General features: G+C 71.5%; 19 protein-coding genes and 1 riboswitch. Of the genes, 14 read left to right on the top strand and 5 right to left on the bottom strand.

Features of this window, described 5'->3' with window-relative positions:
- The first annotated feature begins 166 nt into the window (after positions 1 to 166).
- From WDV06_RS29645 to WDV06_RS29600, 10 genes are all read left to right on the top strand, one after another.
- The gene (locus WDV06_RS29645; RefSeq protein WP_395512878.1) at positions 167 to 757 is read left to right on the top strand and encodes a CDP-alcohol phosphatidyltransferase family protein; all 591 of its coding nucleotides are present in this window, start codon (positions 167 to 169) and stop codon (positions 755 to 757) included.
- Between the two features lie 100 nt (positions 758 to 857).
- Positions 858 to 3,356 (top strand): sugar phosphate nucleotidyltransferase, encoded by a 2,499-nt coding sequence (locus WDV06_RS29640; protein WP_395512877.1) that lies wholly within the window; start codon positions 858 to 860, stop codon positions 3,354 to 3,356.
- Positions 3,357 to 3,440: 84 nt separating this feature from the next.
- Positions 3,441 to 4,346 (top strand): DUF881 domain-containing protein, encoded by a 906-nt coding sequence (locus tag WDV06_RS29635; RefSeq protein ID WP_395512876.1) that lies wholly within the window; start codon positions 3,441 to 3,443, stop codon positions 4,344 to 4,346.
- Positions 4,343 to 4,675, top strand: coding sequence for a small basic family protein (locus WDV06_RS29630; RefSeq protein ID WP_007262894.1), 333 nt, complete (start codon positions 4,343 to 4,345; stop codon positions 4,673 to 4,675). Before WDV06_RS29635 ends, WDV06_RS29630 begins: the two co-directional genes overlap by 4 nt.
- A 5-nt stretch (positions 4,676 to 4,680) precedes the next feature.
- Complete coding sequence (locus WDV06_RS29625) at positions 4,681 to 5,481, top strand: DUF881 domain-containing protein (protein ID WP_395512875.1); 801 nt, start codon at positions 4,681 to 4,683, stop codon at positions 5,479 to 5,481.
- A gap of 130 nt (positions 5,482 to 5,611) precedes the next feature.
- On the top strand, positions 5,612 to 6,487 hold the full coding sequence (locus WDV06_RS29620; protein ID WP_395512874.1) for an FHA domain-containing protein: 876 nt from the start codon (positions 5,612 to 5,614) through the stop codon (positions 6,485 to 6,487).
- A 46-nt stretch (positions 6,488 to 6,533) separates the two neighbouring features.
- On the top strand, positions 6,534 to 7,307 hold the full coding sequence (ftsR, locus tag WDV06_RS29615; RefSeq protein WP_395512873.1) for a transcriptional regulator FtsR: 774 nt from the start codon (positions 6,534 to 6,536) through the stop codon (positions 7,305 to 7,307).
- Positions 7,308 to 7,370: 63 nt separating this feature from the next.
- Positions 7,371 to 7,844, top strand: a complete 474-nt coding sequence (locus WDV06_RS29610) for a bifunctional nuclease family protein (RefSeq protein ID WP_007262890.1) — start codon at positions 7,371 to 7,373, stop codon at positions 7,842 to 7,844.
- A 196-nt stretch (positions 7,845 to 8,040) separates the two neighbouring features.
- Positions 8,041 to 8,679, top strand: coding sequence for a MerR family transcriptional regulator (locus WDV06_RS29605; protein ID WP_395512872.1), 639 nt, complete (start codon positions 8,041 to 8,043; stop codon positions 8,677 to 8,679).
- 87 nt (positions 8,680 to 8,766) lie between these two features.
- Positions 8,767 to 10,191 (top strand): DNA polymerase IV, encoded by a 1,425-nt coding sequence (locus tag WDV06_RS29600; RefSeq protein WP_395512871.1) that lies wholly within the window; start codon positions 8,767 to 8,769, stop codon positions 10,189 to 10,191.
- A gap of 1 nt (position 10,192) precedes the next feature.
- On the opposite strand, the gene WDV06_RS29595 is transcribed toward WDV06_RS29600, so the two are convergent.
- The gene (locus WDV06_RS29595; protein WP_395512870.1) at positions 10,193 to 10,546 is read right to left on the bottom strand and encodes a PRC-barrel domain-containing protein; all 354 of its coding nucleotides are present in this window, start codon (positions 10,544 to 10,546) and stop codon (positions 10,193 to 10,195) included.
- A 112-nt stretch (positions 10,547 to 10,658) separates the two neighbouring features.
- Positions 10,659 to 10,757, top strand: a riboswitch (glycine riboswitch).
- Positions 10,758 to 10,952: 195 nt separating this feature from the next.
- On the opposite strand from WDV06_RS29595, the gene gcvP reads away from it, so the two are divergent.
- Positions 10,953 to 13,838, top strand: coding sequence for an aminomethyl-transferring glycine dehydrogenase (gcvP, locus tag WDV06_RS29590; RefSeq protein WP_395512869.1), 2,886 nt, complete (start codon positions 10,953 to 10,955; stop codon positions 13,836 to 13,838).
- Between the two features lie 98 nt (positions 13,839 to 13,936).
- Here the strand turns inward: gcvP and WDV06_RS29585 are convergent, their stop codons facing one another.
- Positions 13,937 to 14,125 carry a DUF5999 family protein gene (locus WDV06_RS29585; protein ID WP_045948997.1) on the bottom strand — a complete coding sequence of 63 codons (189 nt, stop codon included), beginning with the start codon at positions 14,123 to 14,125 and terminating at the stop codon, positions 13,937 to 13,939.
- A 363-nt stretch (positions 14,126 to 14,488) separates the two neighbouring features.
- The gene (locus WDV06_RS29580; RefSeq protein ID WP_395512868.1) at positions 14,489 to 15,118 is read right to left on the bottom strand and encodes a hypothetical protein; all 630 of its coding nucleotides are present in this window, start codon (positions 15,116 to 15,118) and stop codon (positions 14,489 to 14,491) included.
- 495 nt (positions 15,119 to 15,613) lie between these two features.
- Here WDV06_RS29580 and WDV06_RS29575 point away from each other — a divergent pair, with 495 nt between their 5' ends.
- Together WDV06_RS29575 and WDV06_RS29570 are read left to right on the top strand one after the other, a co-directional pair.
- Entirely contained in the window at positions 15,614 to 17,149 is a 1,536-nt protein-coding gene (locus WDV06_RS29575; RefSeq protein WP_395512867.1) for a glutamate-cysteine ligase family protein, read from the top strand.
- A 117-nt stretch (positions 17,150 to 17,266) separates the two neighbouring features.
- Complete coding sequence (locus tag WDV06_RS29570; protein WP_395512866.1) at positions 17,267 to 18,067, top strand: CPBP family intramembrane glutamic endopeptidase; 801 nt, start codon at positions 17,267 to 17,269, stop codon at positions 18,065 to 18,067.
- On the opposite strand, the gene WDV06_RS29565 is transcribed toward WDV06_RS29570, so the two are convergent.
- Together WDV06_RS29565 and WDV06_RS29560 are read right to left on the bottom strand one after the other, a co-directional pair.
- The gene (locus tag WDV06_RS29565) at positions 18,064 to 18,897 is read right to left on the bottom strand and encodes a PhzF family phenazine biosynthesis protein (protein ID WP_395512865.1); all 834 of its coding nucleotides are present in this window, start codon (positions 18,895 to 18,897) and stop codon (positions 18,064 to 18,066) included. The genes WDV06_RS29570 and WDV06_RS29565 overlap by 4 nt on opposite strands.
- Before the next feature lie 99 nt (positions 18,898 to 18,996).
- Positions 18,997 to 19,746, bottom strand: a complete 750-nt coding sequence (locus WDV06_RS29560) for a hypothetical protein (RefSeq protein ID WP_395512864.1) — start codon at positions 19,744 to 19,746, stop codon at positions 18,997 to 18,999.
- Positions 19,747 to 19,972: 226 nt separating this feature from the next.
- Between WDV06_RS29560 and WDV06_RS29555 the strand changes: the two genes are divergently transcribed.
- Complete coding sequence (locus tag WDV06_RS29555) at positions 19,973 to 20,587, top strand: PadR family transcriptional regulator (protein WP_395512863.1); 615 nt, start codon at positions 19,973 to 19,975, stop codon at positions 20,585 to 20,587.
- The last annotated feature ends 104 nt before the right edge of the window (positions 20,588 to 20,691 follow it).

Below are 20,691 nucleotides of genomic sequence, written 5' to 3'. Positions count from 1 at the left end.
GTGGGGACCCTGTGGGAGAGTAGGACGCCGCCGAACAATCATTGTGGGAAAGCCCCGCACCAGCTCTGGTGCGGGGCTTTTCTGCGTTCCGGGGCGGTCCGTCGACTCCTGTAGGGTCAGGGGAGCATAGATTCGACATTTCTACAGTCACAGTGGAGGCCCCCGGGTGGAGGTCCAGGAGACTCGGGTCCAGACTGACCGAATTTTCACCATTCCGAACATCCTGAGCATGGCCCGCCTCGCGGGCGTGCCGCTGTTCCTCTGGCTCATCCTCGCGGAGTACGACGGCTGGGCGCTGCTCGTGCTCATGCTCAGCGGTATCAGTGACTACCTCGACGGGAAACTCGCGCGGCGCTGGAACCAGATCAGCAAACTGGGCCGGCTCCTGGACCCCGCCGCCGACCGGCTCTACGTCCTGACCACGCTGTTCGGACTCACCTACCGGGGCATTCTGCCACTGTGGCTCACCGCCGCCCTGCTGGCCCGTGAGGCGATGCTGCTGGTCATGGTGTGGATCCTGCGCCGGCACGGCTATCCGCCGCCCCAGGTCAACTTCCTCGGCAAGGCCGCCACCTTCAACCTGATGTACGCCTTCCCCCTGCTACTCCTCAGTGACGGCACGGGTTGGTTGGCCTGGATGGCGTCCGTTTTCGGATGGGCGTTCGCAGGTTGGGGTACAACGCTCTATTGGTGGGCAGGAATCCTTTACGTGGTGCAAGTCCGTCGTCTGGTCAAGGCGGATGCCACGGCCGATTGAGCTCGCTCGGCGCCGGTGCTGACGCGGAGGAGTAGCGGACCAACCGTCCGGACGGGTGAGGTCGGCCAGACCGTCATCTCTCTAGGAGGACTCTTCCGACATGAAGGCCGTCGTGATGGCCGGTGGCGAAGGAACACGGCTTCGCCCCATGACCTCAAGCATGCCCAAGCCGCTCCTGCCGGTGGCGAACCGGCCGATCATGGAGCACGTGCTCAGGCTGCTCAAGCGGCATGGGCTCAGCGAGACCGTGGTCACGGTTCAGTTCCTGGCGTCACTCGTCAAGAACTACTTCGGTGACGGCGAGGAGCTCGGAATGGAGCTCACCTACGCCAACGAGGAGAAGCCACTCGGCACCGCCGGCAGCGTGAAGAACGCCGAGGAAGCCCTCAAGGACGACACGTTCCTGGTCATCTCCGGCGACGCGCTCACCGACTTCGACCTCACGGACCTCATCACCTTCCACAAGGAGAAGGGCGCACTCGTCACGGTGTGCCTCACCCGGGTGCCGAACCCGCTGGAATTCGGCATCACCATCGTGGACGAAGAGGGCAAGGTCGAGCGCTTCCTCGAAAAGCCGACCTGGGGGCAGGTCTTTTCGGACACCATCAACACCGGCATCTACGTGATGGAGCCGGAGATCTTCGACTACGTCGACCCGGACGTCTCGGTCGACTGGTCCGGCGACGTCTTCCCCCAGCTGATGAAGGAAGGCCGGCCGATCTACGGCTACGTGGCCGAGGGCTACTGGGAGGACGTGGGCACCCACGAGAGCTACGTCAAGGCGCAGGCCGACGTGCTGGAGGGCAAGGTCCAGGTCGAGATGGACGGCTTCGAGATCTCGCCCGGCGTCTGGGTCGCCGAGGGTGCCGAGGTCAGCCCGGACGCCGTGCTGCGCGGGCCGCTGTACATCGGGGACTACGCCAAGGTCGAGGCCGGGGCGGAGGTACGCGAGCACACCGTCGTCGGGTCGAACGTCGTCGTCAAGAGCGGCGCCTTCCTGCACAAGGCCGTCGTCCACGACAACGTCTACATCGGGCCGCACAGCAACCTGCGCGGCTGCGTCATCGGCAAGAACACCGACATCATGCGGGCCGCCCGGATCGAGGACGGGGCCGTCATCGGTGACGAGTGCCTCGTCGGCGAGGAATCCATCGTCCAGGGCAACGTCCGGGTCTACCCGTTCAAGACGATCGAGGCCGGTGCCTTCGTCAACACCTCCGTGATCTGGGAGTCGCGCGGCCAGGCCCACCTGTTCGGCGCGCGCGGCGTCTCCGGGATCCTGAACGTGGAGATCACCCCCGAGCTGGTGGTGAAGCTCGCCGGGGCGTATGCCACCACCCTCAAGAAGGGGGCGATCGTCACCACGGCGCGTGACCACTCCCGAGGCGCCCGCGCGCTCAAGCGCGCCGTGATCTCGGCCCTCCAGGCCAGCGCCATCGACGTGCGCGACCTGGAGAACGTCCCGTTGCCGGTGGCCCGCCAGCAGACGGCCCGCGGCGCGGCGGGCGGAATCATGATCCGGACCTCGCCCGGGGTGCCGGACTCGGTGGACATCATGTTCCTCGACGAGCGGGGCGCGGACCTCTCGCAGGCGCAGCAGCGCAAGCTGGACCGTGTCTACGCACGTCAGGAGTACCGCCGGGCCTTCCCCGGGGAGATCGGCGACCTGCAGTTCCCGTCCAGCGTCTTCGACTCGTACACGGGCTCCCTGCTCCGGCGGGTGGACACCACCGGCATCGCCGACTCCGGGCTCAAGGTGGTCGTGGACGCCTCGAACGGCAGCGCCGGGCTCGTCCTGCCCAGCCTGCTCGGCCGGCTCGGGGTGGACGCACTGACGATCAACCCGGGCCTCGACGAGTCCCGGCCGACCGAGAGCCATGAGTCCCGGCGCGCCGGCCTGGTCCGGCTCGGGGAGATCGTGGCCTCGGCGCGGGCGGCCTTCGGCGTGCGGTTCGACCCGGTCGGCGAGCGGATCTCCCTGGTCGACGAGCGCGGCCGGATCATCGAGGACGACCGGGCGCTGCTCGTCCTGCTCGACCTGGTCGCGGCGGAGAAGCGCAGCGGCAAGGTGGCCCTCCCGGTCACCACGACCCGGGTCGCGGAGCAGGTGGCGGCGTACCACGGCACCCAGGTGGAGTGGACGACGACCTCGCCCGACGACCTGACCCGGGTGGGCCGCGAGGAGACGACGATCTTCGGCGGCGACGGCCGGGGCGGGTTCATCGTCCCCGAGTTCAGCAGCGTCTTCGACGGGTCGGCGGCCTTCGTGCAGCTCATCGGACTGGTCGCGCGCACGCAGCTCACGCTCAGCCAGATCGACTCGCGCATCCCGCGGGCGCACGTCCTCAAGCGGGACGTGCCCACCCCGTGGGCGGCCAAGGGGCTCGTCATGCGGCGGGTCGTGGAAGCGGCCGGCGACCGGCAGGTGGACACCACCGACGGCGTGCGCGTGGTCGAGGCCGACGGGCGGTGGGCGCTGGTCCTGCCGGACCCGGCGGAAGCCGTCACCCACCTGTGGGCGGAGGGCCCCGACGACGCGTCCGCGCAGGCGCTGCTGGACGAGTGGGCCGCGGTCGTCGACGGAGCCGGCGAGCACTGACCGGACACCGGGCCGGGTGCGGGGAGTCACCCGGCCCGGCCCGCCGGAGGCCGCATTGGGTGTGGGCGGCGCCGACATGCGACGATGTGCGGCATGTCGCAGCCGTCCAACAACCGGAGTCCGGCCACGCCGTCCGCGCGCCCGGACGCTTCCATGTCGCTGCTGACCCACGTGATGGACCACAGCCTCGACGAGGGCTATGCGGAAGCCTCGGCCCGGCGCGAGGCCGACGGCACGGCAGGGCTCCCGCGGACCCTCAAGGCCAAGCTGGCGCTGGCCGCAGGGCTCGTGCTGGCCGCCATGGTCGTCACCCTGGGGGCGGCGCAGGCGCGGGTGGCGGCCCCGGTCCTGGCCAAGGAGCGCCAGGAGCTGATCGACCGGGTCGAGCGGGCTGACCGGCACGCCGACACCCTGGAACGGGACATCGAGCGGCTGCGGACCGAGGTCGCGGACCGGCAGAGCGAGGCCCTCAAGCAGCAGGGCGGCCGGCAGGCCCAGCTCGTGGCACTGCTTTCCGGTGCAACCGAAGTGCACGGTCCCGGCGTCAAGCTGGTGGTGGACGATGCCAAGGGGTCCGCGTCGGGCGGCGGAGGCGGCCCGCGCGAGAGCGCCGGCTTCTCGGACACCGGCCGGGTCCGGGACCGGGACATGCAGCGCATCGTCAACGGGCTGTGGCAGTCCGGAGCGGAGGCCGTCTCGATCAACGGGCAGCGGCTGACGGCGTTGTCGGCGATCAGGGCGGCCGGTGACGCGATACTGGTCGACAACAGGCCGCTGGTGCCGCCCTACGAGGTCCTCGCGGTCGGGGACGGGAAACGGCTCGGCACCGCGTTCCAGGACTCCGTGGACGGGCAGTACCTGCACGTGCTGCAGGAGAGCTACGGGATCCGCTACAGCCTGTCCCCGGTGGACGAGGTGAAGCTGCCGGCCGCGTCGAGCCTGACCGTGCGGACGGCGACAGCAGAAGAGCCGAAGAAGGGTGCGTCGTGATCGCGGTACTGGGCCTCCTGGCGGGAGTGGTGGTCGGACTTCTCGTCCGCCCCGAAGTGCCGGCCGTGGTGGAGCCTTATCTGCCGATCGCCGTGGTGGCGGCCCTGGACGCGGTGTTCGGCGGTCTGCGCGCGATGCTGGACGGGATCTTCGTCGACAAGGTCTTCGTGGTGTCGTTCCTGTCCAACGTGGTCGTCGCCGCGCTGATCGTCTTCCTCGGCGACAAGCTGGGCGTCGGCTCGCAGCTGTCGACCGGCGTGGTCGTCGTCCTCGGCATCCGCATCTTCTCCAACGCGGCGGCCATCCGCCGGCACGTCTTCCGGGCGTGAGGCCGATGAGCACGGACAACACCCCGCAGGAGGAGCCGGAACCGGGACCGGCGGCGGCGCCCGCCCCGGCGCCGGAGCCGCAGGAGACCGGACGGCAGCGGCTGGCCGCCGGGCTGTGGCCGCCCCGGTTCAGCCGGGCCCAACTGATCGTCGCGCTGCTGCTGTTCGTCCTCGGGCTCGGGCTCGCGATCCAGGTGCGCTCCAACAGCGACTCCAGCGCCCCGCTGCGCGGTGCCCGCCAGGAGGACCTCGTACGGATCCTCGACGAGCTGGACGGGCGGACCAAGCGCCTGGAGGACGAGAAGCAGAAGCTGGACGACCAGCGCAAGGAGCTGCAGAGCAGTTCCAACCAGGCCGAGGAGGCGCGCAAGCAGACGCTGGAGCGGGAGCGGCAACTGGGCATCCTGGCCGGTACCGTGGCCGCACAGGGCCCCGGGATCACGCTGAGGATCACCGACGCCAAGGGCCAGGTGCGCTCGGACCAGCTGCTGGACACCCTCCAGGAGCTGCGGGCCGCCGGGGCCGAGGCGATCCAGATCAACGGCGTCCGCGTCGGCGCGGGCTCGTACTTCTCGGACGAGGGCGGCGGGGTCGCGATCGACGGTAGGAAGATCACACAGCCCTATGAGTTCAGGGTGATCGGCAAACCGCAGGATCTGGAGCCGGCGCTCAACATCCCGGGCGGTGTCGTGCAGACCATGGAGAAGGAACAGGCCACGGTCGCCGTCACACGGTCGGCGAAGATCGTTGTGGATGCCTTGCGGGCTGCGAAGCAGCCTGACTACGCTCGGTCGTCATCGCCGTGAGACGGGGCGGAGCGAGGACGGTCCCACGCGGGCTGACGCCTGCGGGGGGTCGACGCACCGAAGTCGCGGTGCGTGGTGGAAACTGTCTGGTGGTTACGGACGTTGTCAGAATGTCCGGGTCGGCAGGTGTGTGTATGCGGAGTTCGTCCTGCCCCACGGGCGGGTCTGTTTCGGTCAAGGGGAATCGCCCGTGAAGTTGTTTGAGAAGTTGTTCGGCAAGAAGAACCGCGAAGAAAGCGGTACGGCACGCCACCGTGCGGGTCACGGCGAGGGGGAGGGCCAGGGCGACCGGCCGCTCTTCCGCGACGAGGTGGCCGGCCAGGGAGGCGGCGCGGCCGCCGACCCCGCGGCTGCGGGGCGCATAGGCTTCGGGGACCCTGCGTCGCCGAACGCGGGCGGAGGGTACGCCCCCGACCCGTACGCCACCAACGCCTCCGCGGGGCAGCCGCGGCACGAGGAGCCGTCCGTGTCGGCGGGGCAGACGTGCGGCAGGTGCGGGCACCGCAGCGACGCGGCGAGCCGTTTCTGCTCCAACTGCGGTGCGCCGTTGCGGCCGGGCCTGACGCCGGAACGCGCCTCGGAGACCACGTCCACCATCTCGATCTCGGGCCTGGAGGCCTACGAGGCCGAAGCGACCGGACAGCACGTCTCGCCCTCGCTCTCCCCCGAGGCCCAGGCCGCGGTGGAGGCGCTGCCCCCCGGCTCCGCCCTGCTCATCGTGCGGCGCGGCCCCAACTCGGGCAGCCGCTTCCTGCTGGACGGCGAGCTGACGACGGCCGGCCGTCACCCGCAGAGCGACATCTTCCTGGACGACGTCACCGTCTCCCGGCTGCATGTCGAGTTCCGCCGGGGCCCCGAGGGCGGCTTCACCGTCGCCGACGTGGGCAGCCTCAATGGCACGTACGTGAACCGCGAGCCGATCGACTCGGTCGCCCTGCACAACGGCGACGAGGTGCAGATCGGCAAGTACCGGCTGGTCTTCTACGCGAGCCTGCGGGGCGTCTGACCTCCCCCTGGGCCCGGCCCGGGGGGACCTCCTGAGGGAAGGTCCCATGCTGCGCACCCCGACCGGCGGCGCCCCGAAGAAGGGCGCCGCCGGCACCGCCGGCTCGTCCGGGCAGCTGGTGAGCATCGGCACGGTGCTCACCATGCTGCGTGACGAGTTCCCCGAAGTCACGATCTCGAAGATCCGGTTCCTGGAGGCGGAGGGGCTCGTCGAGCCCCGGCGCACGCCCTCCGGATACCGCAAGTTCAGTACCGACGACGTGGAGCGGCTCGCCCGCGTCCTGCGCCTCCAGCGCGACCACTACCTGCCGCTGAAGGTCATCCGTGAGCAGCTCGACGCGCTCGACCGGGGCGAGCAGGTCCGGATTCCGGCCCCGGCCGCGCACGGCGAGTCCGTCGAGGCGCCCGGGGGTTCCGCCGGCCTCGGGGAGGCGGTCGGGGAGCGGCCGACCGTGGCCCGGGTCGGGCGGGCCGAGCTGATCGCCGCCGCCGAGGTGGACGAGGCGCAGCTCGCCGAATGGGAGTCCTTCGGGCTGCTCGCCGAGGCGCCCGGCGGCGGGTTCGACGCGGAGGCGGTGACCGTCGCCCGTTTGATCGCCGATCTCGGGGGGTTCGGGCTCGAACCGCGCCACCTGCGGGCCGTGAAGGCGGCGGCGGACCGGGAGGCCGGCCTGGTGGAACAGCTGGTCGCACCGTTGCGCCGGCACCGCAATCCGCAGACCAGGGCGCATGCCGAGGCCACGATGAAGGAGCTCGCGGGGCTTTCCGTACGGCTCCACGAGGCGTTCGTGCAGACCGCTCTCGGGCTGCGCCCGCACTGAACCGGGACGCCGCGACCGGGCCCCGACTACCCAAACCTGCCGAGCAGGTCCTAGGGTTGCTGTGTGAACGAGCTCGACGTTGTGGGTGTCCGGGTGGAAATGCCCTCCAACCAGCCGATCGTGCTCCTGCGTGAAGTGGGAGGCGACCGGTACCTCCCCATCTGGATCGGTCCTGGGGAGGCGACCGCCATCGCCTTCGCGCAGCAGGGGATGGCACCGGCCAGGCCGCTGACGCACGACCTGTTCAAGGACGTGCTGGAGGCGGTCGGCGAGGAGCTGACCGAAGTCCGGATCACGGATCTGCGGGAGGGCGTCTTCTACGCGGAGCTGGTCTTCGCCAGCGGCGTCGAGGTGAGCGCGCGGCCTTCCGACGCCATAGCGCTGGCCCTGCGGACGGGGACGCCGATCTACGGCAGTGACGGCGTGCTGGACGACGCCGGAATCGCCATTCCCGACGAGCAGGAGGACGAGGTGGAGAAGTTCCGCGAGTTCCTCGACCAGATCTCTCCCGAGGACTTCGGGACGGGCCCCCAGTAGGGCCGGAAGCCCGCGCCGCGCGGGTCGCGGCGCCCACCGGGAACTTTCAGCCCATTCGACTAGCCTTTCCCCGCAACGGGGTACGGGAAACCACTCTCAGGGTGATTATCACTCGGCGTGCCGAGTGTGGCGATCGTTGACGCACCCCTGGTCACTGCCTACCTTCAAGGTGGCAGGTCAAGGACGGAGGGTCGGCGTGAGGATCACGGGCGACGGTACGACCGGGGGAGTCCCCGTACGGAGTGACGGTGGGCCGTCCCCGCTGCTCGGCGGCGGCCCGGGTGCCGCGCACCGTCAGCCGGCGTCGAAGCCGGTCGGACCGGTGGACGACGCCCCGGGGCCCGAGCAGGTCGGCTATCGCGGACCCACGGCCTGCGCCGCCGCCGGCATCACGTACCGGCAGTTGGACTACTGGGCGCGCACCGGGCTGGTGGAGCCCAGCGTCCGGCCCGCCTACGGGTCGGGCACCCAGCGGCTGTACAGCTTCCGCGACGTCGTCGTGCTCAAGATCGTGAAGCGCTTCCTGGACACCGGGGTGGCCCTCCAGAACATCCGCACCGCCGTGCAGCACCTGCGCGGCCGGGGCTTCTCGGACCTGGAGCGCATGACGCTGATGAGCGACGGCGCGACCGTGTACGAGTGCACCTCCCCCGACCAGGTCGTGAGCCTGCTCCAGGGCGGCCAGGGCGTCTTCGGCATCGCGGTGGGCGTGGTCTGGCGCGACGTGGAGAACGCGCTGTCGCAGCTGCACGGGGAGCGCGTGGACACGGGGGAGACCGTCGTCGGCCACAACCCGGCCGACGAGCTCGCCGCCCGCCGCAACCGGGCCGGCTGACGCCCGCGCGGACGCGGCGGGCGGGACCGCCGGGCGCGGGCCGGGAAGATCACCGCGTTGTCAGTGGCATGAGGCAGCATCGGTGACGTGAGAACCGCCCCGACCATCCTGCACCTGGACATGGACGCCTTCTACGCCTCCGTGGAGCAGGCGTCGAAGCCCAGCCTGCGCGGGAAGGCCGTGATCGTCGGCGGGCTCGGCCCGCGCGGGGTGGTGGCCACCGCCTCGTACGAGGCCAGGCGCTTCGGGGTGCACTCGGCGATGCCGACCGCCCAGGCCCGCCGGCTCTGTCCCAACGGCGCCTACCTGATCCCCCGCTTCCTGCTCTACCGCGAGGTGAGCGAGATCGTCATGGGCCTGCTGCGCGAGCTGTCGCCGCTGGTGGAGCCCCTCAGCCTGGACGAGGCCTTCGTGGACCTGGAGGCGGGCGGCCGGGCCTTCGACTCGGCGAGCGCCCGCGCCACGGGCGAGCGATTGCGGGCCGACATCACGGCCGCCACGGGGCTCAGCGGCTCGGTCGGGCTGGCCGGATCGAAGATGCTGGCCAAGGTGGCTTCCGAGGAGGCCAAGCCGGACGGGCTGCTGCTGATCGAACCCGGGACGGAGCGCGAGCTGCTCGCCCCGATGTCGGTGCGGACCCTGCCCGGCGTCGGCCCCGCCACCGGGGAACACCTGCGCCGGGCCGGGATCACCACGGTGGGGGAGCTGGCCGAGGCCGGTGAGGACGAACTGGTCCGGATGGTGGGGCGGGCGCACGGGGTGGGCCTCTACCGGATGGCGCTGGGCCTGGACGACCGCCCGGTGGTCGCGGAGCGGGACGCCAAGTCGGTGTCGGTGGAGGACACCTTCGACGTGGACCTGCACGACCGGGTGCGGATCCGCCTGGAGGTGCAGCGGCTCGCCGACCGGTGCGTGGGCCGGCTGCGGGCCTCCGGGCACTCGGGGCGGACGATCGTCCTGAAGGTGCGCCGCTACGACTTCTCCACCCTGACCCGCTCCGAGACCCTGCGCGGACCCACCGACGATCCGGCGGTGGTGCGGGAGGCGGCCGCGCGGCTGCTGGAGGGCGTCGACACCACCGGCGGGGTGCGGCTGCTGGGGGTGGGCGTCACCGGGCTCGCGGACTACACGCAGGAGGACCTCTTCGCCCAGGCGCTCGGCGCCGTCCCGTCGGACGGGACCGGGGAGGCGGAGGAGGCCGACGGGGAAACGGGCGCCCACGGGTCTCCAGGGCCCCCGGTGGCCCCCGGGGTGGACGGGGGCGCCGCGGCGTCCGGGGAGGGCCCGCAGGCCGCCGCTGTGCGGCACTGGCCCGCGGGCAGCGACGTACGGCACGCGGTGTACGGCCCCGGGTGGGTTCAGGGCAGCGGAGTGGGCCGGGTGACCGTGCGCTTCGAGCAGCCCGGCTCGCCGCCCGGGAGGGTCCGCACCTTCCTGGTCGACGACCCCGAGCTGGAGGCCTCCGACCCGCTGCCCCTCGTGGGAGGGCCCGCTCCGGAAGAGACCGCCTAGCTCACGGGGTCTCCGGCGGAGGGAGGTGGAAGTCGGCGGGCAGGGCGACGTCCAGGCCGTAGTGGTGGTAGAGCTGGAGCTCCTGCTCGGGGGAGAGGTGCCGGCCCACGCCGAAGTCGGGCGCGTCCTTGATCAGTGAGCGTTCGAACGGGACCCGCAGTACCTCTCCGACGACCTCGCTCGGCTCCAGCGGGACGAAGGCGTCCCGGCCGAACAGGCCGGTGCGGACCGCGGCCCACTCCGGGACCCCGGTGGCGTCGTCGAGGTAGACCTCGTCCACGGTGCCGATCTTGGCCCCGTTCCGGTCGAACGCCTTGCGGCCGATCAGGCTGCGCGGATCGATGTCGGTCTGCACGGTCCCTCCACGTGGTCGCAGTCATCCGTAATGACTACAAAAGTGCATATTCGGATCAGGGGCCACTTGAGGGAGGGTCCAGATCCTCGCTGGTAGGCTGGGTGACGGCTGTTGACCCTGTGCGGGAGAGTCCTCCGAATGAGCTCGACGGAGGCGCCGAAGGAGCAAATCCTCCCCGGAATCTCTCAGGCATACGTACCGCACGCGACGAGGCCACTCTGGAAAGCAGGAGCGGGTGCCGGGCGCACAGTGCCGGTCCCCACTCCTCACCGACGGTGAAAGCCGGACGACGGGCGACCCCCGAGACTCCGGTGAAGCTCTCAGGTTGAGATGACAGAGGGGGAGGCCGTCCGGGTGCCCGCGCCGTGGTGCCCCTCGCAGGTCATACGACCAGGAGGCCTCCGTAATGACCGCCAACCGCATTCCGCTCTCCCAGCTCGAACGGGGCATCCCCTTCGAGCAGCGTCACATCGGCCCGGATGCCGAGGCGCAGGCGAAGATGCTCGCCCAGGTGGGCTACGGCTCCCTCGACGAGCTGACCGCCGCCGCGGTACCGGATGTGATCAAGACCGCCGACGCGCTGAACCTGCCCCAGGCGCGGACCGAGGCCGAGGTGCTCGCCGAGCTGCGCTCGCTCGCCGACCGCAACCAGGTCCTGACGTCGATGATCGGCCTCGGCTACTACGGGACCTTCACGCCGCCGGTGATCCTGCGCAACGTCATGGAGAACCCGGCCTGGTACACGGCCTACACCCCGTACCAGCCGGAAATCTCGCAGGGCCGCCTGGAGGCGCTGCTGAACTTCCAGACGGTCGTCGCCGAACTGACCGGACTGCCGACCTCCGGCGCCTCCCTGCTGGACGAGGGCACCGCCGCCGCCGAGGCCATGACGCTGGCCCGCCGCGTGGGCAAGGTCAAGGGCAACGTCTTCCTCGTCGACGCCGACGCGCTGCCGCAGACCATCGCCGTCATCGAGACCCGCGCCGAGCCGATCGGCATCGAGGTCGTCGTCGCGGACCTCTCCGAGGGCATCCCCGCCGAGATCGCCGAGCGCGGCGTCTACGGTGTGCTCCTCCAGTACCCGGGCGCCTCCGGTGCCGTCCGCGACATCAAGGCCGTCATCGACCAGGCCCACGAGCTCGGCGCGATCGTCACGGTCTCCGCCGACCTGCTCGCGCTGACCCTGCTGACCTCCCCGGGCGCCCTCGGCGCGGACATCGCCGTCGGCACCACCCAGCGCTTCGGCGTCCCGATGGGCTTCGGCGGCCCGCACGCCGGCTACATGGCCGTCCAGGCCAAGCACGCCCGCTCCCTGCCCGGCCGCCTCGTCGGCGTCTCCGTGGACGCGGACGGCAACAAGGCCTACCGCCTGGCCCTGCAGACCCGCGAGCAGCACATCCGCCGCGAGAAGGCCACCAGCAACATCTGTACCGCGCAGGTGCTGCTCGCCGTCATGGCCGGCATGTACGCCGTCTACCACGGCCCGGACGGCCTGAAGACGATCGCCCGCCGCACCCACCGTTACGCCGCGCTGCTCGCCGCGGGCCTGACGGCCGGCGGGGTCGAGCTGGTGCACGGCTCCTTCTTCGACACCGTCACGGCCCGGGTCCCCGGCAAGGCCGCCGAGGTCGTCGCCGCCGCCCGCGAGGCCGGGGTCAACCTGTACCAGGCCGACGCCGACCACGTCTCCGTCTCCTGTGACGAGACCACCCTGCGCGCCGACATCGAGGCCGTCTGGTCCGCCTTCGGCGTCTCCGCGGACATCGAGGCCCTGGACGCCACCACGGCCGACGCGCTGCCCGAGGCCCTGCTGCGCTCGGACGCGTACCTGACCCACCCGGTCTTCCACCAGCACCGCTCCGAGACCGCGATGCTGCGTTACCTGCGCAAGCTCTCGGACAAGGACTACGCGCTGGACCGCGGCATGATCCCGCTGGGCTCCTGCACCATGAAGCTCAACGCGACCACCGAGATGGAGCCGGTCACCTGGCCCGAGTTCGGCCAGCTGCACCCCTTCGCCCCGGTCGAGCAGGCCGGCGGTTACCTCACGCTCATCAGCGAGCTGGAGGAACGTCTCTGCGAGGTCACCGGCTACGACAAGGTCTCCATCCAGCCGAACGCCGGCTCCCAGGGCGAGCTCGCCGGCCTGCTGGCCGTCCGCGCCTACCACCGCGCCAACGGCGACGAGCAGCGCACCATCTGCCTCATCCCGTCCTCCGCGCACGGCACCAACGCCGCGAGCGCCGTGATGGCCGGCATGAAGGTCGTCGTCGTCAAGACCGCCGACGACGGCGAGGTGGACACCGACGACCTGCGCGCCAAGATCGAGCAGCACCGCGACGAGCTGGCCGTGCTCATGATCACGTACCCCTCGACGCACGGCGTCTTCGAGGAGCACGTCGCCGACATCTGCGCCCGGGTGCACGAGGCGGGCGGCCAGGTCTACGTGGACGGCGCCAACCTGAACGCCCTGGTGGGCCTGGCGAAGCCGGGTCACTTCGGCGGCGACGTCTCGCACCTGAACCTGCACAAGACCTTCTGCATCCCGCACGGCGGCGGCGGCCCGGGCGTCGGCCCGGTCGGCGTCCGCGCGCACCTGGCCCCGTACCTGCCCAACCACCCGCTCCAGCCGACCGCCGGTCCGGAGACGGGCGTCGGCCCGATCTCGGCGGCGCCCTGGGGCTCGGCGGGCATCCTGCCGATCTCCTGGTCGTACGTGCGCCTGATGGGCGGCGAGGGCCTCAAGCGCGCCACTCAGGTGGCGGTGCTCGGCGCCAACTACATCGCCAAGCGCCTGGAGCCGCACTACCCGGTGCTCTACACCGGCCCGGGCGACCTGGTCGCGCACGAGTGCATCATCGACCTGCGCCCGCTGTCGAAGGAGACCGGCGTCAGCGTCGACGACATCGCCAAGCGCCTGATCGACTACGGCTTCCACGCCCCCACCATGTCCTTCCCGGTGGCGGGCACGCTGATGATCGAGCCGACGGAGTCCGAGGACCTCGCCGAGATCGACCGCTTCTGCGACGCGATGATCGCCATCCGCGCGGAGATCGAGCGGGTCGCGGGCGGCGAGTGGCCGGCGGACGACAACCCGCTGACCAACGCCCCGCACACGGCGGCGTCGCTGGGCGGCGAGTGGAACCACCCGTACACCCGCGACGAGGCGGTCTTCCCCGGTGGCGTCTCCGCCGCCGAGAAGTACTGGCCGCCGGTGCGCCGGATCGACGGTGCCTTCGGTGACCGCAACCTGGTGTGCTCCTGCCCGCCGCTGGACGAGTACGACAACTGATCCCACGCCGAAGGGGCCGGCCCCGGAGCTTTGCGCTCCGGGGCCGGCCCCTTTCCGCGTTCGTGCGTTCGTGCGTTCCTTGGGCGTGCGGTGCGGGCTCAGGCCGCCGCGAGCGGGCGGTGCGGAGCGATGATCTTGCCGTCCGGCAGCAGCTCACCGGTGTCCTCGAAGAGCAGGACGCCGTTGCACAGCAGACTCCAGCCCTGTTCCGGGTGGTTGGCCACCGGGCGTGCGGCCTCCCGGTCGGCGGAGTCTGATGACGGGCAGGCAGGCTGGTGCTGGCACATGGATGCGTTCTTTCGCTGCGGTGTGGTCTGTTCGCGGGTCTGTTCGCTACGGCTCGATGCGTGATTCATGGCCGTCCCCCTGGGTCGTCCCCGCACCTGCGGGGAGGATGTCCTCAGTCTTCCCCCATGACGGCTGCTTCGCAGGGATTTCCCGGCAGCAGTCCTCATGGATTGAGGACGCATCACTCGTGCGGGCGGTTCAAGCCAACTGCCCCGTCCTTTCGGATGGTTCGCGGATGGTCCCGGAGGACTAGGCCGAATGGGTCATGCGGGTGGGACCCCCGCCGGGGCCTGCGGGCCGGGTGCGGGCATGCCGACGGCGCGGCCCGGAGCGCGGGCCGCGCCGTCGGCGGAAGGGGCCGTTCAGGCCGCGGGGGCCGCCAGGGTGGGCGGGACGGGCGGGGCCGGCGGTGCTGCCGGGGTCAGCCGGTGGGTCAGGAGGGGGAGCAGTTCCGAGAAGGGGTGCGGCCGGTAGGGGGCGATCCCGGGCGGGGCCGGGGCCAGCGGCACCAGCAGGTCGGACGCCGCCGGCAGACCCGCTGCGGCGTCGGCGCCGACCGCCCCGTGCAGCCACAGGGTCAGCATGTACAGCTCCGGTACGGACAGCAGCCGGGGCTGGTAGCTCTTGCCGAGCTGTTCCGCCTGGCGCAGGGCGCGCTCGGTGGCGGCGACGTAGGGGCCCTCGAAGAAGTGCGAGAAGGCCCAGCCGTCCGGGGTGAGGCGGGTGTCGGCCGCCGCCACGAAGCGGTCGCCGCTGCGGATCAGGAACCGCCAGCCGGTCAGGCGGGTGCGGGGCGGCCTGCCGTCGGCCGCGCGACCGGCCATGCTCAGGCGGTCGAGCACATGGACCGGAAGGGGGAGCTCGGCTGTCAGCGGGCCCGCGGTCGCGCGCAGGGAGGGGGTGCGTGCCTCGTGGACGGCGGTGGGAGAACCGAGTGCCGCGAGGACGCTGCGCAGGGCGGGCGCGGGAGCCGGGGGGACATGCAGCGGCATGGTGGGTCGCCTCTCACTTGGGAGACCGGTGGTGCGGGGGAAGGTGCGGACGGAGCTGTCGCATTCTGGGGTCAGAGGTGGGCATTGGGGCAATGGCCGCGCGCCAACTCTCTGCCTCGTTTGCGGAGTTTATACGACATGTGTTCACGCAGTGTTTCGGCTAGCTGTCCCGCCTATTGCCGACAAGGCGCTTACCGGTCCCGCTGTCATGGTATTCATGCCGTTCGCACGTGAAGGAACCGCGCTGACCTCGGAGGTTACCGGAAGGGGGCTCGGCTGGAAAGTGCCGGTAATCATGAACAGGCAAAACCCATAAGGAATGTGCACACCGCGACTTGCCACGTGAATGTGCCGGAGCGCCCAACCGGCCACACCGGCGTGCGCTCCCCGCCAAGCCGCTCCCCGCCGCGTTATCGATCACGGCCCCGGGGCATCATCGACCGTAACGTGCGCCCGGTAACCCCGGGCCGGGCCCACTCCAGGAGGGACGCTTCGATGGGGGAGAAGGTCGTGGCAGGCGGATTCGACCTGTCCGATCGGCATCGGTATCGGAGGAAGCTCCACGAGTGCCTGGAGGGGCTGGAGCGGCTTCTGGCGGAGAAGAGGTTCGACCGCCCCAAGAACATGATGGGACTGGAGATCGAGCTGAATCTCGCGGGCGCCGACGGTTTGCCGCGCATGGTGAATGCGCAGGTACTGGAGCGGATTGCGAGCCCCGATTTCCAGACCGAACTGGGAATGTTCAACCTGGAGGTGAACGTACTCCCGCACCGGCTGGGCGGCCGGGTATTCGACCGGCTCGCGGAGGAGCTGAGCGCGGGCCTGCACTACGCCCACCGGCAGGCCGCGGAGATCGACGCCGGGGTGGTGATGATCGGGATCCTGCCGACGATCACCCGGGCCGACCTGGCCCTGGCGAACCTGTCGGCCGTGGACCGCTACTCGCTGCTCAACGAGCAGATCCTGATGATGCGCGGAGAGGACTTCCGGCTGGAGATCGAAGGGGTCGAGCGGCTGAGCTGGAGCACCGGGTCGATCGTCCCGGAGGCCGCCTGCACCTCCGTACAGCTGCACCTCCAGGTCACCCCGGCGCGGTTCTCGGACGTGTGGAACGCCGCCCAGGCGGTCACCGCCGTGCAGATAGCCGTGGGCGCGAACTCGCCCTTCCTGTTCGGCCGCGAACTGTGGCGCGAGTCGCGGCCGCCGCTGTTCACCCAGGCCACCGACACCCGGCCGCCCGAGCTCCAGGCCCAGGGGGTGCGGCCGCGCACCTGGTTCGGGGAGAAGTGGGTGGACTCGGTGTACGAGCTCTTCGCCGAGAACGTCCGTTTCTTCCCCTCCCTCCTGCCCATCTGCGACGAGGAGGAGCCGCTGCGGGTGCTCGCCGAGGGCGGGGTGCCCAGCCTCCAGGAGCTGGTGCTGCACAACGGCACGGTCTACCGGTGGAACCGGCCCGTCTACGGGGTGGCCGACGGCATGCCCCACCTGCGGGTGGAGAACCGGGTGCTGCCGGCCGGGCCCACCGTCGCCGACGTCGTCGCCAACGCCGCCTTCTACTACGGCCTGGTACGCACCCTCGCGGACGAGCAGCGCCCGGTGTGGACCCGGATGCCCTTCGCGGAGGCGGAGGCCAACTTCGACGCCGCCTGCAGGTACGGGATCGACGCCCGCATCCGCTGGCCGCGCAGGGGCCGGTCGGGGGGACTGGTCAGCGTGCCGGCGGTGCGGCTGGTGCTGGACGAGCTGCTGCCGATGGCCGCGGCGGGCCTCGACGCCTGGGGCATCGAGCCCGCCGACCGGGACCACTATCTCGGGATCATCGAGGAGCGGTGCCGGCGCCGGGTGAACGGGGCGACCTGGCAGGTGGACACGTACCACCGCGCGCTCGCGGCGGGACTGGACCGGGACGCCGCCCTGGCCGCCACCACCCGCCGCTACAGCGAGCTGATGCACCGGGGCGAACCCGTGCACACGTGGCCGGTGGGACTGGAGGAACAGGAGGTGGACGCGAGCGCCGCCGTCCGCCGCTGAACGCGGGGGCCGGCCCCCGCGCCCGGCCCGCCGCGTCCCGGTGATCCCGTCCGGCCGCCGAGGAGGCAGTATGGGGTGGTCGGAGCGTGACGGACGGGGCAGGACGGGAGTCGGGGCGTGCGGACGGAGCCGGAGCCGGTGGTCGTGGAGCCGCGCGAGGACGGGCGGCGGAGCGTCCTGCGCACCGAGACGCTGCTCGTGCTCGCCCTGTCGCTGGGAGCGAGCGGGGTCTCGGCCCTCATCAGCTTCATCGGGTCGCTCACCAAGCCGGGCGGCCTCAAGGACCAGGCCGCCACCCTCAACGGCTCCTACGCGCCCGGGCGGCCCTGGCTCGACCTCACCTGGCAGCTGTTCGGCATCACCACCGCCCTGGTGCCCGTCCTGCTCGTCGCGCACCTGCTCACCCGTGAGGGCGAGCCCGGGCTGCGGGTGCTCGGCTTCGACCGCACGCGGCCCGGCCCGGACCTGGCCCGGGGCGCGCTCGTGGCCGCCGGCATCGGAAGCGCCGGGCTGGCCTTCTACCTGGCGGCCCGCGCCACCGGCTTCAACCTGACGGTGGTGCCGGAGGCGCTGCCCGACGTGTGGTGGAAGTTCCCCGTGCTGGTCCTCTCCGCGGTGCAGAACGCCGTGGTGGAGGAGGTCATCGTGCTGGCCTACCTGCTGCGCCGGCTCGGACAGCTGGGCTGGTCGCCCACGGCCGCGCTGCTGGCCAGCTCCCTGCTGCGCGGCTCGTACCACCTCTACCAGGGGGTCGGCGGGTTCGTCGGCAACGTGGTGATGGGCGTCGTCTTCGTCCTCGCCTACCGGCGCTGGGGACGCGTCGGGCCGCTGGTGGCCGCCCACGCGCTGCTCGACGTCGTCGCCTTCGGCGGATACGCCCTGCTCGCCGGCAAGGTCGGCTGGCTGCCGACGCCCTAGAGGGACGGGGCCTCGGGGGAGGTGTGCAGTTCGCCGTCGATGACGGTGACCGCGTGGCCGGTCAGGAGGGTGCGGTCGCCCGCGAGGCGGACCCGGACCAGGCCCGTGCGGGTACCGCCCTGGAGGCCGGTCATCTCGGTGCGGCCGGTGCGCGCCGCCCAGAACGGGGCGAGGGCGGTGTGCGCGCTGCCGGTGACCGGGTCCTCGTCGATGCCGAGCGCGGGGAAGAAGCCGCGGCTGACGAAGTCGTAGCCGCGGGCGGGGTCCTCGGCGGCCGCCGTGACGATCACGCCGCGGCGGGAGTGGCCGCGCAGGACCGCGAAGTCCGGGGCGAGCTCCCGTACGGTCCGCTCGTCGGCCAGCTCCACCACCAGGTCGCCGATGTGCGCGGAGGTGTCGTGGACGGACGTGATCGGGGCGCCGAGGGCGCGGGCGATCGCGGGGTCCGGCTCGACCGGGGTGAGGGAGGAGGTCGGGAAGTCCATGGTGATCGTCCCGTCCTCGGCCACCTCGGCCGTGAGGACGCCGCAGCGGGCGGTGAAGCGGATCAGCCCCTTGGCCAGGCCGCCGGCGGCGAGGGCGTGCGCGGTGGCGAGGGTGGCGTGGCCGCACATGTCGACCTCGGCCGCGGGGGTGAACCAGCGCAGCGCCCAGTCGGCGTCCCCGCCGGGCGGCAGCGGGTGGGCGAAGGCGGTCTCGGAGAGGTTGACCTCCGCGGCGACCTGCTGGAGCCAGGCGTCCGGGGGGAAGGGGCCGTCGAGGAGGAGGACGCCCGCGGGGTTGCCGTGGAAGGGGCGGTCGGTGAAGGCGTCGATGATTCGGATGCGCATGGGGCCGACCGTAGGGGGACCGCGGGGATCCGCGCCAAGGCCAATCCGGGATGACTGGCCTTGGCGCGGGGCGGGCCGCGGGGGCGGGGGCGGGGGCGGTCAGGTGCGCGAGAGGGCCTTGGTGCCCGACAGGAGGGGGATGAGGGTGAAGTTCCCGTCCCCGGAGCCGCAGGTGTAGGCGGTGTCGGCCGTACCCGAGACCTTCGTGCCGGTGGTGAAGCGGCCGTCACCGCTCGGCAGGAAGGTGGTGAAGTGGTCGGTGAGGCGGCTGGAGTAGTACTGGCACTGCTGGAGGTTGAGGTAGCGCCCGGCGGTCAGGTCCAGCGCCTTGACGGACGACAGCAGGGGCACCAGGTAGTAGAGCCCGCGGCCGGGGCCGCACGAGACCTGGGTGTCGGGGGTGTTCGAGACGTTGGTTCCCGAGCTCCACTCGCTGCCCCCGCCCGGGAGGATCACTGTGAGGTGGTCGTGCTGGAGGTCGGAGTAGTAGACGCACTGGTGCAGGTTCAGGTAGCGCCCGGAGCCCAGGTCCAGGGAGGTGAAGGAGGACCAGGGGCGGACCGGCGTGTAGTTGCCGTCGCCCGCTCCGCAGGAGAGCTCCCGGTCCGGTGCGGCAGAGGTGTTCGTGCCCGCCGTGAACCGGCCGTCACGACTGGGCACCAGTGTCGTGAAGTAGTCGACGCCGGGGGTGGGCTGGTACACGCACTGGTGGAGGTTGAGGACGTTCCCCGCCAGCGTCCGGGCCTCGTCGGCGGTGGCCGTGGCCACCGGCCCCGGCAGTACCGAGAGCAGCGCTGCCGCGCCGGCCGCGGCGGCGAGCCACTTCCTGATCCGTCCCTGGTGGCGCACGGATGTCCCCTTTCGTCGGCTTCCCATGGATGGGCGGGGCAAGAACAGCACGCGCGGACGAGCGTCGCCTAGGAGTTCTCCTGGCAATCCACCCCAATGGGTGCAGGTGGGGGGCGGTGTTGCCACCTTCGTCTCCGATAGTTTCCGATATATCGTTGACGCATCGCGATGGATCAACGATAGTGAAACACGTCAAGCGGACACACGAGACGAAAGGAGCGCGGTGATGCGTTCACGCGGACAGCACGGCCACGGACATGAGCACGGACGGGGTCACGGCCACTGCGGGCCGGACCGTCGGGAGGAGTTCAGGGGGCTGCGCGCGGCTTTCGGGCCGTTCGGGCCCGGCTTCGGCGGCGGGCCCTTCGGCGGACGGGGCGGGCGCGGCGGCCCGCGCGGGAGGGCCAGGCGCGGCGACGTGCGCGCGTCCATCCTGGCGCTGCTCGCCGACCGGCCCATGCACGGTTACGAGATGATCCAGGAGATCGGCGAGCGCAGCGGCGGGGCGTGGAAGCCCAGCCCCGGCTCGGTCTACCCGACCCTTCAGCTGCTGGAGGACGAGGGGCTGATCAGCAGTGCGAGCGAGGGCGGCAAGAAGCTGTTCACGCTCACCGACACGGGCCGCACCGAGGCCGAGTCGGGCCCCGACGCCCCCTGGGCGGACGCCGGGCGCGGCTTCGACTTCGAGGCGATGCACGAGGTCCGTGCCGCCGGCGTCGGCCTGATGGAGGCCTTCGGGCAGGTCTTCAAGACCGGCACGCCCGAACAGCGGGAGAAGGCGCTCGCGGTCGTCAACGACGCCCGCAAGAAGCTCTACCTGATCCTGGCCGACGAACACTGAACCGGTCCGGCCCGATGACGGCGGCGGGGGGGGGGGGGGGGGGGGGGGCGGGGGGGGGGGGCGGGGGGGGGGGCGGGGGGGGGGGGGGGGGGGGGGGGGGGGGG

The organism is Streptomyces racemochromogenes (assembly GCF_044129415.1).
GTDB lineage: Bacteria > Actinomycetota > Actinomycetes > Streptomycetales > Streptomycetaceae > Streptomyces > Streptomyces racemochromogenes_A.
This window is presented reverse-complemented; position numbering and strand designations above follow the sequence as displayed.

Bases quoted from the DNA above. Each gene is read 5' to 3' on its own strand.
- WDV06_RS29640 (WP_395512877.1), top strand. From the start codon at position 858: ATGAAGGCCGTCGTGATGGCCGGTGGCGAAGGAACACGGCTTCGCCCC.
- WDV06_RS29635 (WP_395512876.1), top strand. From the start codon at position 3,441: ATGTGCGGCATGTCGCAGCCGTCCAACAACCGGAGTCCGGCCACGCCG.
- WDV06_RS29625 (WP_395512875.1), top strand. From the start codon at position 4,681: ATGAGCACGGACAACACCCCGCAGGAGGAGCCGGAACCGGGACCGGCG.
- ftsR (WP_395512873.1), top strand. From the start codon at position 6,534: ATGCTGCGCACCCCGACCGGCGGCGCCCCGAAGAAGGGCGCCGCCGGC.
- gcvP (WP_395512869.1), top strand. From the start codon at position 10,953: ATGACCGCCAACCGCATTCCGCTCTCCCAGCTCGAACGGGGCATCCCC.
- WDV06_RS29585 (WP_045948997.1), bottom strand. From the start codon at position 14,125: ATGTGCCAGCACCAGCCTGCCTGCCCGTCATCAGACTCCGCCGACCGG.
- WDV06_RS29580 (WP_395512868.1), bottom strand. From the start codon at position 15,118: ATGCCGCTGCATGTCCCCCCGGCTCCCGCGCCCGCCCTGCGCAGCGTC.
- WDV06_RS29575 (WP_395512867.1), top strand. From the start codon at position 15,614: ATGGGGGAGAAGGTCGTGGCAGGCGGATTCGACCTGTCCGATCGGCAT.
- WDV06_RS29565 (WP_395512865.1), bottom strand. From the start codon at position 18,897: ATGCGCATCCGAATCATCGACGCCTTCACCGACCGCCCCTTCCACGGC.
- WDV06_RS29555 (WP_395512863.1), top strand. From the start codon at position 19,973: ATGCGTTCACGCGGACAGCACGGCCACGGACATGAGCACGGACGGGGT.